Annotated in this window: 17 protein-coding genes; 8 read left to right on the forward strand and 9 right to left on the reverse strand. The window is 61.4% G+C overall.

Annotated elements, in window-relative coordinates; all coding sequences use genetic code 11:
• Positions 1–181 precede the first annotated feature (181 nt).
• From I6L32_RS04175 to I6L32_RS04185, 3 genes are all read left to right on the forward strand, one after another.
• Entirely contained in the window at positions 182–556 is a 375-nt protein-coding gene (locus I6L32_RS04175; RefSeq protein WP_039039964.1) for a YacL family protein, read from the forward strand.
• A 49-nt stretch (positions 557–605) separates the two neighbouring features.
• The gene (locus I6L32_RS04180) at positions 606–896 is read left to right on the forward strand and encodes a hypothetical protein (RefSeq protein WP_216944732.1); all 291 of its coding nucleotides are present in this window, start codon (positions 606–608) and stop codon (positions 894–896) included.
• A gap of 171 nt (positions 897–1,067) precedes the next feature.
• A complete protein-coding gene (locus tag I6L32_RS04185) occupies positions 1,068–1,898 on the forward strand; it encodes a CPBP family intramembrane glutamic endopeptidase (RefSeq protein ID WP_216944733.1) in 831 nt (276 codons plus the stop codon).
• A gap of 75 nt (positions 1,899–1,973) precedes the next feature.
• Here the strand turns inward: I6L32_RS04185 and I6L32_RS04190 are convergent, their stop codons facing one another.
• From I6L32_RS04190 to I6L32_RS04210, 5 genes are all read right to left on the reverse strand, one after another.
• Positions 1,974–2,393: a DUF4426 domain-containing protein gene (locus tag I6L32_RS04190; protein WP_029313762.1), complete on the reverse strand. Its 420-nt coding sequence runs from the start codon at positions 2,391–2,393 to the stop codon at positions 1,974–1,976.
• Positions 2,394–2,411: 18 nt separating this feature from the next.
• A complete protein-coding gene (gene yggU / locus I6L32_RS04195; RefSeq protein ID WP_010673054.1) occupies positions 2,412–2,711 on the reverse strand; it encodes a DUF167 family protein YggU in 300 nt (99 codons plus the stop codon).
• Positions 2,711–3,262 (reverse strand): YggT family protein, encoded by a 552-nt coding sequence (locus I6L32_RS04200; protein ID WP_042014922.1) that lies wholly within the window; start codon positions 3,260–3,262, stop codon positions 2,711–2,713. The genes yggU and I6L32_RS04200 overlap by 1 nt, the downstream gene beginning before the upstream one ends.
• Positions 3,263–3,285: 23 nt before the next feature.
• Positions 3,286–4,110, reverse strand: a complete 825-nt coding sequence (gene proC / locus I6L32_RS04205) for a pyrroline-5-carboxylate reductase (protein WP_216944734.1) — start codon at positions 4,108–4,110, stop codon at positions 3,286–3,288.
• 123 nt (positions 4,111–4,233) lie between these two features.
• On the reverse strand, positions 4,234–4,935 hold the full coding sequence (locus I6L32_RS04210; protein WP_042014924.1) for a YggS family pyridoxal phosphate-dependent enzyme: 702 nt from the start codon (positions 4,933–4,935) through the stop codon (positions 4,234–4,236).
• Positions 4,936–4,974: 39 nt separating this feature from the next.
• On the opposite strand from I6L32_RS04210, the gene tapT reads away from it, so the two are divergent.
• Genes tapT through yaaA form a run of 3 tightly spaced genes read left to right on the forward strand, consistent with a single transcriptional unit; the run spans position 4,975 to position 7,948 of the window.
• Positions 4,975–6,009, forward strand: a complete 1,035-nt coding sequence (tapT, locus tag I6L32_RS04215) for a type IVa pilus ATPase TapT (protein ID WP_010673050.1) — start codon at positions 4,975–4,977, stop codon at positions 6,007–6,009.
• A gap of 23 nt (positions 6,010–6,032) precedes the next feature.
• Positions 6,033–7,142 (forward strand): PilT/PilU family type 4a pilus ATPase, encoded by a 1,110-nt coding sequence (locus I6L32_RS04220; RefSeq protein WP_216944735.1) that lies wholly within the window; start codon positions 6,033–6,035, stop codon positions 7,140–7,142.
• A 32-nt stretch (positions 7,143–7,174) separates the two neighbouring features.
• Positions 7,175–7,948 (forward strand): peroxide stress protein YaaA, encoded by a 774-nt coding sequence (gene yaaA, locus I6L32_RS04225; RefSeq protein ID WP_216944736.1) that lies wholly within the window; start codon positions 7,175–7,177, stop codon positions 7,946–7,948.
• A gap of 187 nt (positions 7,949–8,135) precedes the next feature.
• Here the strand turns inward: yaaA and srmB are convergent, their stop codons facing one another.
• Positions 8,136–9,356: an ATP-dependent RNA helicase SrmB gene (gene srmB / locus I6L32_RS04230; RefSeq protein ID WP_041210934.1), complete on the reverse strand. Its 1,221-nt coding sequence runs from the start codon at positions 9,354–9,356 to the stop codon at positions 8,136–8,138.
• Positions 9,357–9,483: 127 nt separating this feature from the next.
• Here srmB and I6L32_RS04235 point away from each other — a divergent pair, with 127 nt between their 5' ends.
• On the forward strand, positions 9,484–10,194 hold the full coding sequence (locus tag I6L32_RS04235; protein ID WP_202040292.1) for a tRNA1(Val) (adenine(37)-N6)-methyltransferase: 711 nt from the start codon (positions 9,484–9,486) through the stop codon (positions 10,192–10,194).
• A gap of 235 nt (positions 10,195–10,429) precedes the next feature.
• Positions 10,430–11,692: a branched-chain amino acid transport system II carrier protein gene (gene brnQ / locus I6L32_RS04240; protein WP_254203880.1), complete on the forward strand. Its 1,263-nt coding sequence runs from the start codon at positions 10,430–10,432 to the stop codon at positions 11,690–11,692.
• An 89-nt stretch (positions 11,693–11,781) separates the two neighbouring features.
• On the opposite strand, the gene I6L32_RS04245 is transcribed toward brnQ, so the two are convergent.
• From I6L32_RS04245 to zur, 3 genes are read right to left on the reverse strand one after another with little or no spacing between them, the layout of a single operon-like run.
• The gene (locus tag I6L32_RS04245; RefSeq protein WP_039039956.1) at positions 11,782–12,009 is read right to left on the reverse strand and encodes a hypothetical protein; all 228 of its coding nucleotides are present in this window, start codon (positions 12,007–12,009) and stop codon (positions 11,782–11,784) included.
• 5 nt (positions 12,010–12,014) lie between these two features.
• The gene (locus tag I6L32_RS04250) at positions 12,015–12,476 is read right to left on the reverse strand and encodes a chemotaxis protein CheX (protein ID WP_010673043.1); all 462 of its coding nucleotides are present in this window, start codon (positions 12,474–12,476) and stop codon (positions 12,015–12,017) included.
• A complete protein-coding gene (gene zur / locus I6L32_RS04255; protein WP_039039955.1) occupies positions 12,466–12,924 on the reverse strand; it encodes a zinc uptake transcriptional repressor Zur in 459 nt (152 codons plus the stop codon). The genes I6L32_RS04250 and zur overlap by 11 nt, the downstream gene beginning before the upstream one ends.
• Positions 12,925–12,978: the final 54 nt, after the last annotated feature.

Raw genomic sequence — 12,978 nt, forward strand, 5'->3', positions numbered from 1 at the left:
GGGTCCCCGGCGTGCGCCATCACCGGGATCACCCGTTAAAGATCCCACATCATCAAGACAAGCGCGGGGGGGATCGCTAGAATAGGCCACTTTACGCTATCAGTGCCCCACCATGGATCAAGGATCCGGCATCATGCCGCTTTGCGCCGTGGTGGTTTCACCCTCCGATATGGACTCCGCTATGGATTATGAATTTCGCCGCGACCCGTTCGGTGGCTATCGCGCCCGGTTCTCCATGGGCCATGAAGCCATCGGCCAGTGGTTGATCGACGAGGTGGGCAAGGACGAGGAGAAGCTCGACGAGCTGTTCGCCATCATCGACCAGCTCTCCAGCCGGGCCCGCACCGAATACCGGCTGCTGGGGGGCGACTACTCCCTGCTGCTGACCCACGAGGAAGCCGAGGTGAAGGCCAATGTCCTCAATATCGAGCAGGACGAGGATCTCGACGATCTCGCCTACTACGATGATGAACAGCTGGCCATGTGCGGGCTGGAAGATTTTGCCCAGGTACTCGGCTCCTGGCGCGCCTTTATCCGCAACGAGGATATGGGCTGATTACCCCCATTCGGGCGAGCATGCCCCTTGCAACCCAACAGGATTGACTATGTCCATTTACGATTTTGATGACGAACTGCCGGAAGACGAGCTGGATCAACCGAAGAAAGCCGCCCAGCCCAAGAAGAAGGGCAAGCAGGTGCTGAACACCCAGGTCAACCTGAGCCCGCGCGATGCCAGCCGCCTGAACGGCATGCACGTCGAGGCCATCACCACCCTGGATGACGTCAGTCTGCCGAAGAACGTCATCTTCAAGGCCGGTCTCATCGCCCTGGGCGAGCTGGAAGCCAGCAAACGAGCCGACATCATCGCCCGGGTCATCGCCGAGTCCGGTCGCTGATACGGGAAGGCCATCGCCTCTCTCGGTGGCATCTTGCCGCCGTCCAAGCCGGAGCCCAGCTCCGGCTTTTCATTGCGCGTCTTCTGCCGGCCAGTCTCGGCCACCCCCTTTTCCTTGAACCAGACCATGGGGATCGTTAAGGTGCGCCCTTCATTCATACAAGGAGACTCGATGTTACCACTCCCCGATATCCTCATCTGGCTCGTCCTGGGGCTGGCCGTACTCTGCTGCCTCGCCCGCCGGACCAGGCCCGGCATGCTCCTGTTGGGACTTGCCCTGCTCACCGCCCTCTGGCTTGAGCGACTCGCGCCCCTCGCCGCTCTTGTCAGCCTCGCCGGTCTGCTGCTGGCCTGGCGTACCCCCACCCTGCCCCCACCCTGGCGCGGCGTCGCACTGACGCTGGTACTGCTGTGGTCCCTCGCCCTGACGCTGCATCTGGTGCCCGGCTTTGACAATCTCAGGGTGCTCGGCAAGGTACAGGCGGGCCCGGCCAGCGTGCCCTTCACCCTCTACCTCAATCTGGACAAGCCGCTCATTTTCTTCGCCCTGCTGCTGGCCATCCCCGGCCTGCTCGGCCCGGGTGGAACGATGCGCTGGCGGCCGCTGGCCCTGCTCATCCTGCCGCTCGCGGCCCTGCTCATCACCGCCTGGCAACTGGGCGCCCTCAAACCCGAAGCGGGACTGCCCCACTGGTGGTGGCTGTTCGCGTTCAACAACCTGCTGTTCACCTGCGTGGCGGAAGAAGCGCTGTTCCGGGGATGCATCCAGCAAGGGGTGGCAAGCCGAAGCACGCCCTGGGCAGGTCTCCTGGTCGCCAGCCTGCTGTTCGGCGCAGCCCATCTTGCCGGTGGCCCGTTGCTGGTGTTGTTCGCCGCGCTGGCGGGGGCCTGCTATGGCCTGGCGTTCCAGCTGAGCGGGCGCCTCAGTGTCGCCATCCTGCTCCACTTCCTGTTCAACTTCGCCCACCTGGCCCTGTTTACCTATCCCCTGGCCAGCCACTGACGTAGAGTACCGGTTCACCGGGCAAAAAAATGCCCCGCCCCCGTGGGGGCAGGGCATCTGCATTCACCCTGCAATCTAGTCGACGTAGAAGGTCTGCTGGAAGGTCAGCGTCTGCTGCTGCCCCTCCCCCATGATCTTCAGGGTGAACTGGTAGGTGTCCTCATTGCGATAGGGCAGCACTGCCAGGTAATAGATGGCATTCCCCTCTTTCACCTCCTGAAAATTCAGGGTGCGAAGGGTGCCGGTCAGATTGCGGGCTTCGCCGCTGATCCCCACCGCCTGGGCCACCCCCTGCTTGTTCTGCACCGCGATATTGACGATGCCGTTATAGCGGCTGCGCTCCAGGCCATAGGTCCTGGCTACCTCGGGGGTGAGGAAGCTGGAGTTGAACGCGCTGTAGTGCACTTTCCAGGGGCCCAGCTCCTGCATCTGCTCAGCCCGCAGCGGCAGCGTCATCAGGAGTGCCAGCAGGCAACTCATCCAGGCTGTTTTCATGATGTCATCCCTCTCGTATCAACCCTGATTATCGAGCAGAGCGGCAATCTCGGCGGGGATCTGTTTTGGCGCGTCGATGGCGACCGTCTTGTGCCGACCCAGCTCCCCCCGCAGGATGCGAACCTGCCCCTTGGCCACCTTGCACTGCTTGGCCAGGTACTTGATCAGGTGACTGTTGGCCTGACCATCCACCGGCGGTGCCGTGATGGCCACTTTCAACTCGTCACCGTGCAATCCGATGATCTGATCCCGGCTCGCCTTGGGTTGGATCATCAGATGCAACACCAGCTCGTCCCCTTCCAGCAGGACGGCGGGCATCAGATCATCCACCACAACTGGCCGAACAGATCCCCCATCAGGTAGTTGATGGCCTGCAGCGCGATGAAGGCGACCAGCACGGAGAGATCCAGCCCGCCCAGTGCAGGCAGGATGCGGCGAATGGGGGCCAGGAAGGGTTCAGTGAGCTGGTGCATCACGTATTCAATGGGGTTGCGACCCTGGCTGACCCAGCTCAGGATGGCGCGGATAAGCAGGATCCAGAAGATCATGGAACCCGCCTTCTTCAACACGGTGAGCGTCGCAAACAGACAGAGAGTGAGCCAGTCCGCCTGCAGCACATTCATGCTCTTGAGCAGGACCAATTTGCCAACGGCGATCAGCAGCGCCAGCAGCACAGAGGCCATGTCCAGCCCGCCAAAACCCGGGATGACGCGGCGCAGGGGCACCACCAGCGGGTTGGTCAGCTTGACCACCATCTGGCTCATGGGGTTGTAGAAGTCGGCCCGCGCCCACTGGAGCCAGACCCGCAGCAGCACCACCATGAGGTAGAGATCAAAGACAGTGTTAATCAAAAAGTAAGCCGTGTTCATCCGGGCTCCTTGCTAAAAGGGATTCAGAAAAGGGTTTCCATTTCGCCGGCCCGGGTAACGGCCGCCTGCATGGCTCTTGCGGTCAGCGGCATCAGCCCCTGCTCCTGGAATGTCTTGACGGCCTCGGCCGTGGTCCCGCCCTTGCTGGTCACCTGCTCGCGCAGGGTCTGCAGCGACAGCTCGGGATTCTGCTCCACCATGGCGGCCGCCCCCAGGGCGGTTTGCTGCACCAGCAGGCGGGCCTGCTCCGGCGTAAAGCCCATGGCCTCGGCCTCCTCGGCAATCGCTTGCATGAACAGGAAGAAGTAGGCCGGGGCACTGCCCGCCGCCGCGATAACGCCGTTGATGCCGGCCTCCTCATCCACCCAGAGGGTCTTGCCCACGGATTGCATCATCTGTTCGGCCACCGCCCGATCGGCCTGCCCGATGGCGGGCGGTGCATAGAGCCCGGTCATCCCCAGCCCCAGCAAGGAGGGGGTGTTGGGCATGGTGCGAATGATGCGATCGTGACCGCCTGCCATCTCCTGCAAGCGCGCGACGCGAATGCCGGCGGCGATGGAGATGAGCAACTTGCCATCCAGCGAGCCAAGCTCGGCCACCAGCGTCGTCAGCATGCCCGCCATCAGCTGGGGCTTGACCGCCAGCACGATCACCTCGGCCTCGCGGGCCGCCTCGGTGTTGTCCTGGGTGATACGGATGCCGAACTGGCTGGCCAGTTCGTCCAGCTTGGGGCGGCTGGGATTGGCGGCGATGATACGCTCTGCCAGGTAACCCGCCTGGATGAGGCCGGCAATGATACTGCGGCTCATGTTGCCTGCCCCGATGAAGGCGAGGGTTCTCTGCTGCATCAAACACTCCTGTTACTGACATCGCAGCGGATGCCTACCCAGCCTGTGCGGGCTGACAGCATCACACGCGCCTGTTTACCTGAAAAAAAGCACGACCGGGGTGTTTTTCGCCCCGGCTCTTGCTCATGAATAGTCACGGGCCCCGAAGATGGCGGTCCCGACCCGCACCATGGTGCTGCCGTGGGCAATGGCCGGCTCGAGATCCTCGGTCATCCCCATCGAAAGGGTGTCGACGCTCGGGTATTGTTGCGCAAGTTCGGTGAACAGAGCCTGCATGCGCGCCATCTGGGCCGCCAGCACCCCCTCGTCGCAGGTATGCTCGGGGATGGCCATCAGGCCGCGCAACCGCAGCCGCTCGCTTTGGGCCACCAGGGAGGCCAGGCGGAAAATCTCTTGCTCCGACGTACCGGATTTGCTGCTCTCTCCGCTAATATTGATTTGCAGACAGATATTTAGCGGCGCGAGCCCACTCGGTCTCTGGTTGTTGAGGCGTTCGATGAGCTTGTCGCGATCGACACTTTGAACCCAGTCGAACCGCTCCGCCACCAGCTTGGACTTGTTCGATTGCAGCGGGCCGATAAAGTGCCACTCTATGTCTGTACAGGCGTTCTGCTCGCGCAAGGCATCAATCTTGAGTGCGGCCTCCTGGGCGTAGGATTCGCCAAAGCGCCGCTGGCCGGCGGCATAGGCAGCCTGAATGTCCCCCAGCGGCTTGGTTTTGCTGACAGCAAGCAACTGGATGTGATCTGGGCTGCGGCCAACACGCCGGGCAGCCTCTACAATACGTTCCTTTACCTGAAGCAGGTGCTGGGCAATCTGGCTCATATTTCGTTCGTAATCTTGTGATGGGAGAATAACAAATCTATGGATATCACAGAGTTATTGGCATTCAGTGTAAAGCATAAGGCCTCGGATCTACACCTCTCGGCCGGGGTCCCCCCGATGATCAGGGTTGATGGGGAGGTTCGCAAGATCAATTTGCCCGCCCTGGATCACCGGGAAGTCCATGCTCTCATTTACGACATCATGAATGACCACCAGCGCAAGGAGCTGGAGGAGAACTTCGAGGTGGACTTCTCCTTCGAAGTACCCGGCATGGCACGCTTTCGGGTCAACGCCTTCCAGCAGGCGCGCGGCTCGGGCGCCGTGTTTCGTACCATCCCGAGCACCGTTCTGACCCTGGACGATCTGGGGGCGCCGGAGATATTTCGCAAGATAGCGGAGTACCCTCGCGGCCTGGTGCTGGTGACTGGGCCCACCGGCTCGGGCAAATCCACCACCCTGGCCGCCATGGTCGATTACATCAATGACAACTTCCACCACCACATCCTCACCATCGAGGACCCCATCGAATTCGTGCACGAGAACAAGCGCTGCCTGGTGAACCAGCGGGAAGTACACCGCGACACCAAGAGCTTCAGCAACGCCCTGCGCTCGGCCTTGCGGGAAGACCCGGATATCATCCTGGTAGGTGAAATGCGGGACCTCGAAACCATCCGTCTCGCCATGACCGCCGCTGAAACCGGTCACTTGGTGTTTGGCACCCTGCACACCTCCTCGGCCGCCAAGACCATCGACCGTATCATCGACGTCTTCCCCGGCTCGGAGAAGGACATGGTGCGATCCATGCTCTCCGAATCCCTGCGGGCGGTCATCTCCCAGACCCTGCTCAAGCGTATCGGTGGCGGCCGGGTGGCGGCCCACGAGATCATGCTGGGGATCCCGGCGGTGCGAAACCTCATCCGGGAAGACAAGGTGGCCCAGCTCTATTCCGTCATCCAGACCGGGATGACCCACGGCATGCAGACCATGGACCAGAGCCTCAAGCAGCTGGTCAACCGGGGGGTCGTCGCCTCCCTCGATGCCAAGGCCAAGGCGGTCGATCCCAATACCATTTAAGCTCGCACACCCAAGGAGTCGCCATGAACATGGATGTTCTGCTCGCCGCACTGGTTGAACAAAAGGGCTCGGATCTCTTCATCACGGTCGATGCCCCCCCGACCCTCAAGGTCAACGGGCGTCTGGTGTCGCTCGGACCAGCCCCCCTCGACAAGACGACGGCGCTGGCGCTGATCAGGGAGAGCCTGGACGAGACCCACTTCGAGCGCTTCCTGCACACCCGCGAGGCCAACTACGCCATCCAGCGAGGCTCGCTGGGGCGCTTTCGGGTCAGCGCCTTCTGGCAACAGGATATGCCGGGCATGGTGCTGCGCCGCATCGAGACCCGCATCCCCACCTTTGACGAGCTGGTGCTGCCTCCCATCCTGCAGGAGGTCGCCATGGCCAAACGCGGGCTGGTGCTCTTCGTCGGCGCCACTGGCGCCGGCAAGTCCACCACCCAGGCGGCCATGATAGGCTTTCGCAACCAGCACGGTGACGGCCACATCCTGACGGTGGAGGATCCGGTGGAGTTCGTCCATCAGCACGATCGCTGTCTGGTGACCCAGCGGGAGGTGGGGATCGACACCGCATCCTTCGATGTCGCCCTCAAAAACTCCCTGCGCCAGGCCCCGGATGTCATCCTCATCGGTGAAATCCGCTCCCAGGAGACCATGGAGTTCGCCATCCAGTTCGCCGAGACGGGGCACCTCTGCCTCGCCACCTTGCACGCCAACAATGCCAACCAGGCGCTGGATCGCATCCTACATCTGGTCCCCCAGGAGAAGCACCGCCAGTTCCTGTTCGATCTCTCCTTCAACCTGCGCGCCATCGTCGCCCAGCAGCTGCTCCCCTCCGCTCATGGGCAGCGCCGGGTCGCCGCCTTCGAGATCCTGCTCAACACCCCGCTCGTCACCGACATCATCCGCAAGGGAGAGATGCACAGACTCAAGGAGGTGATGACCAAATCCGGCGAGCTCGGCATGCAGACCTTCGATCAGGCGCTGTTCACCCTGTTCTGCGCCGGCCAAATTGGCTACAGTGAGGCCCTTGCCCATGCCGACTCCGCCAACGACCTGCGACTGCTCATCAAGCTGTCGGGTCGCGAGCAGCTGGGCGCAGGCACTCTCGACAACGTGACCCTGGATGATTGAGGGGCGTGCGTCATCGCTAGTAAAGGACAGTTATGCTGATTGTGGTTTCCCCGGCCAAGACGCTGGATTACGAGTCACCCCTGGTGACCTCCCATTTCACCCAACCCGAACTGCTGGACCACTCCGCAGCACTGATCACCCGGGCTCGTCAACTGAGCCCGGACCAGATCGCCAGCCTGATGAAGATCAGCGACAAGCTCGCCGGCCTCAACGCCGCCCGCTTTGCCGAGTGGCAGCCTGACTTCACGCCGGCCAACGCCCGCCAGGCGCTGCTGGCCTTCAAGGGGGACGTCTACACCGGTCTGGCCGTAGAAGATTTCAGCGAGGCCGACCTCGACTTCGCCCAGGCCCACCTGCGCATGCTCTCCGGCCTTTATGGCGTGCTGCGGCCGCTTGACCTCATGATGCCCTACCGCCTGGAGATGGGGATCCGCCTCGACAACCCGCGCGGCAAGGATCTCTACCAATTCTGGGGCGACATCATCACTGCGCACCTGAACAAGGCGCTGGCGGCCCAGGGGGACGACGTGCTGATCAACCTCGCCTCCGACGAGTATTTCAAGTCGGTGCGCCCGAAAGCCCTGCAGGGGCGCATCATCACCCCGGTGTTCAAGGATGAGAAGAACGGCCAGTTCAAGATCATCAGCTTCTACGCCAAGAAGGCCCGCGGCATGATGGCACGCCACATCATCAAGCATCGGCTCACCCGGGTGGAACAGCTGACCGGTTTCGATGCCGACGGTTACTACTTTGTACCGGAAGAGTCCGACGCCAATACCCTGATGTTCAAGCGCGCTGAAAATTAATTACACATTCAAGGGAACCAAGTCGGAGATCCTCGGGTCTGACTCTGTGAATCCTCTGTTGTAAGCACTTTTTGTTGGCCGACGTCCTTGCGTCGGCTTTTTTCTGCGCCTATCTCAGGCCACTCCCCAGGCAGCAGACAGCAAAACGGCCATCCTGGGATGGCCGTTTCAACTGTGCTCAGGGGTATTACTTCTTTTTCTTCTTTGCCGACTTCTTGGCATCCTTCGGCTTTTTCTTCTTCACCGGCACCCGCGCTTCCTTGTGTCTGGGGCGCAGCTCATCGATCACCCGGCGCTTGAGGCGCTCCTCGGTGTAGCGTTCGATCTTGGCGACCATGGCCATGTCGTGAGCTTCCACCAGGCTGATGGCGCAGCCACGGTTGCCGGCACGACCGGTACGACCGATGCGGTGCACATAGACATCCGCACCGTAGGGCATGTCGTAGTTGATGACATGACTGACGTTCGGCAGGTCGATGCCGCGGGCGGCCACGTCGGTGGCGATGAGGAAGGGCACCTCCCCTTCATGGAACTTGCGGATAGACTCGATGCGCTTGGCCTGCTCCATCTCGCCACGGATCCAGGCGCAGGGCACGCCTGCCGCCTGCAACTGGCCGGAAAGCTCCGCCAGTCGCTCACGGGTCTTGACGAAGATGATGGCCTTCTGGGTCTCCGGGTTTTTCAGGATGTGCACCAGCAGAGCCAGCTTGTGGGCGGCATCATCGGCCAGGTGGATCCACTGGGTGATGGGGCGGCGCTCGCTGCGGGGCGGCTCGGCGTGCAGCTCAACCGGGTCTTTGAGGATCTCGCTCGCAAACTTCTCGAGGCCGGCCCCTTCCAGGGTGGCGGAGAAGAGCATGGTGTGCTTGCGGTAGCGCGCCTCTTCCACGATGCGGTTCACGTCCTTGATGAAGCCCATGTCCAGCATCCGGTCCGCTTCATCCAGCACCAGCACCTCGATGTCGTGGCTCTCGAACTCCTCTTTCTCGATGTACTCGAGCAGACGGCCAGGGGTGGCCACCACGATGTCGGTGGTCTTGGTCAGGGCAGGCAGCTGCTCTTCATGGCTGACACCACCGATGATGGTCTCGATGCTGAGATGGGTGTGCACCGCCAGGGCCTTGGCGTGAGCACTCACCTGCAGCGCGAGTTCGCGGGTCGGAGTCAGGATCAACATGCGGCACGGACCCGGCTTGCGGCGCGGGAAGTCCAGCAGGTGCTGCATCGCGGGCAGCAGGAAGGCGGCGGTCTTGCCGGTTCCGGTCGGCGCAGAGGCCAGAATATCGCGGCCGTCCAGGGCTGGCTCCAGCACCATCTGCTGGATGGTGGTGGGGCGGGTGAATCCCATCTCGGCCAAGGCCCGACTGAGGGCTGGATTCAGGTCGAAATCATCAAAGGACTGGCTCATGGCAATACTCGGTCATTAAGGAAGCGGCAGATTATAGGCGATTATGCCGCCGGCTCCTATGGTGACTGTGGCTTAGCCGCTATAATCGCCGGCCATTTTCCGCGGGCAGGTACAGGAGGAGGGCCGAATGGGGCGCAACAACGGTTTCACGTTCAAGCAATTTCACATCGATCACGACCGCTGCGCCATGAAGGTCGGTACGGACGGCATTCTGCTGGGAGCCTGGGCGCCGGTCGACAGCGCCCGCCGGGTGCTGGACATCGGCACCGGCAGCGGCCTCATCGCCCTGATGCTGGCCCAGCGCAGCACGAACGACTGCCACATAGACGGGGTGGAGCTGGATAAGGATGCAGCCGTGCAGGCCCAGGAGAATGTGGCGGCCTCCCCTTGGCGTGAGCGGGTCACCATCATAGAGAGCGCCATTCAGGATCACCTCGCCCCCCCTTACGATCTCATCGTCTCCAACCCGCCCTATTTCCCGGCAGGCCAGACACTCCGCGATCCGGCCAGGGCTCTGGCCCGTCATACCGGGGGGCTCGACCCCAGGGGATTGCTGGCCGCCAGCGATCGCCTGCTGAGCCGTACCGGGCAACTGGCCCTGGTGCTGCCCACGGCGATGGCGGATGAAATTTTATGCATTTCGTCGAGTTATGATCTGTATGAGCGTTGTTATCTGGCTGTTACCACCAGAGAGGGGAAAGAGGCAAATCGTGTTTTATTGCTGCTTGGCAGAGGATTAAACAAGTGTGAGAGGGGGGAAATTGTGATCCATTCTGCCACAGGAGGCTATTCCGACAGATATATCCAACTAACCAGCCCCTTCTATTTGAAGATGTAAATTTTGCCTTGAACTATTTTTTCACATCATTATGCTGACTGCTAAATGAGCGCCCGCTCAAGACCAGTTCAAACCACTGGTCGCGATGAAAAAACCAGCGGGGCTCTTTTTTTTACCCCCGGAAAGTGCCGGTCACTGACAAATAAAAAACTATAACAAGCAATAGTTTACAAGACAGACGAGGTTGAACTTGACGAAATCACTCACATTGTCCGATGTACTCGGATTGGGCTTCATGACCTTTGCGTTCTATCTGGGCGCAGGCAACATCATCTTCCCGCCCCTGGCCGGCTTCATGGCGGGTGAGCACCTCTCCCTGGCCATGCTGGGCTTCCTGGTCACCGCCGTGGGCCTGCCCCTCATCACCATCATCGCCGTCGCCAAGGCTGGCAACGGCTGGGCCGGCATGACCAAGCTGCTGCCGACCGGCGTGGCCACCGCACTGGCCGTCGCCATCTACATCATCATCGGCCCGGCCTTCGCCGCCCCCCGTACCGGCCTGGTGGCCTACGAGATGGGCCTCAAGCCCTTCCTTGGCGACATGGGACCATCCGGTCTGGCTGCCTATACAGTACTGTTCTTCGGCGTGGCCATCCTGGTCTCACTCAACCAGGGCAAGCTGATGGATGCCATCGGCAAGTACCTGACCCCGCTGCTGATGCTGCTGCTGCTGACCCTGGCCATCGGTGTCTTCGTCGCACCGCAAGGAAGCATGCCTGCCGCATCCGGTGACTACCAGAGCACCCCCTTCGTGAAGGGCATTCTGGAAGGCTACAACACCATGGACACCCTGGCGTCCCTGATGTTCGGCGCCCTGATCGTCGACCTGCTGCGCCAGAAAGGCATCCATGACTACCAGAGCCAGTTCAAGTACCTGGCCATCGCGGGCATCATCTCCGCCATCGGTCTCTCCGTGGTCTATGTCTCCCTGTTCCAGCTGGGCAACACCGCTGCCGGCGTCGCCACCGACGTGAGCAACGGCGGTGCCATCGTCAACGCCTACGTGCTGAGCCTGTTCGGCCAACCGGGTCAGTTCATCCTGGCTGCCATCATCACCCTGGCCTGCTTCACCACGGCCGTCGGCCTCATCTCCGCCTGCTCCGACTTCTTCCACAACCTGACCGGCATGAGCTACAAGAAGCTGGTCGTGCTGCTGGGTGTCATCTGCGGCATCGTGGCCAACGTGGGCCTGAGCCAGCTCATCAGCCTCTCCATTCCGGTGCTGGTCGCCATCTACCCGGTTGCCGTGGCGCTGGTACTGGTCACCTTCCTGAAGGGTTACTTCGGTCGCCCCCGTCTGGTGTTCCGCTCCGTGCTGCTGGTCGCCTTCCTGTTCGGCTGCCTGGACGGCCTGGGCGCCGCCGGCATGAAGATGGATGCTTTCGCCTTCCTGCCGCTGTTTGACAAGGGCCTGGCCTGGTTGCTGCCGACCCTGCTGGCCTGTGGCCTCGGTGTCATGGTGCGTGGCAATGGCAAGCTGGCTGCAGAAGCGGCCTGATAACAGATCTTGACCAAATAAAGAGGCCAGCATTCGCTGGCCTCTTTTTTGTTGGTGCAATCTGGTTCATCCGTTGTGGAGAGCGCTCTTCAGAGGACGGTTGCGGGCTTGGGTTTGCCTGCAAGACCGTACCAGTGATGCTCAAATCGGCCCGCATGCCAGCGCAGGGTGCCCCAGGGCTGGTCAGCCTGCCAGCGCGGGAAGTTGATCTCCACGCGGTTGTCTTCGTACTTGTAGAGAGAGGTGCTGATCTCGATATCCGACAGGATAAGCAGCACCACCCCACCGATGACACTCCATTTCAGCATCTTCCACATGGCGATTACTCGAAGCAGATCTCGATGGTGGCACGGCCATACTCCGATTCGAACGGCATCATGATCTTGGCGCCGTCGGCCCGGTGAGTGATGGTGTGATTGGGACCGGAGACGATGACCGGGGTCGCCATGTCGAACTCATAGCCCTTCTCCCCCAGCATGCGTTTGGCGCCGCCCGTCACCATGTTGGTGATCTCGCCCACCATGTCGGTCACTTCCTCGTTGATGGTGGCCGGCGCCTCCCCCAGCATGCGACGCATGATCTCCAATGCCAGTCCCTTCTCGAAGCTGATGGAGAGGGAACCCCGGGTCTGCGGACCCACCATGCCAATCAGGCCGGAGACATCTCCCCGAGCCAGCTCGTCCGTCTTGCGCTTGGGCGCGCCCGGTTTGAGTTCCAGCTGTGCCATGGTGGAGAGCACGTTGAGCAGGGAGAGCAGGAACGGGTTTACAAAATCAGCCTTCATCTTGACTTCCTACGGTAGCGGAACAGCGGGCACATTGACCATGGGCTTCTATGGTCTTGTTGGTAATAGTAAAACCATGCTGATGAGCCTGCTCGGAAAAGGCGCCATCGATGGCGGGATCGTGCAGCTCCACTACCTCACCGCAACGATCGCAGATCAGCAGTTGCATCGGGTGGGCATGGTCGAAGTGGCAGCAGAAGATGAAGGCGTTGAGCGACTCCACCTTGTGGGCAAAGCCCTGTTCGAGCAGGAAGTCGAGCGCCCGATAGACGGTAGGCGGTTTGGCATGAGCCTCGGTCTGCTGCAACTGGGCCAGCAAATCATAGGCACTGATGGCATTGCCGTGGGCGGCAAGCAGCCGGAACACCTGGCGCCGTGTCGGGGTGAAACGGATCCCTCGCTGCTCGCAGAGGCGTTCCGCTCGTTGTAGAAGTTGGTCTTGATTCATGTTCACGCAGATACCCTGTCAATTAGCCGGATACTATCACAGGGCCCCCAGTGC

The organism is Aeromonas sp. FDAARGOS 1402, assembly GCF_019046925.1.
Classification (GTDB): Bacteria; Pseudomonadota; Gammaproteobacteria; order Enterobacterales; family Aeromonadaceae; genus Aeromonas; species Aeromonas caviae.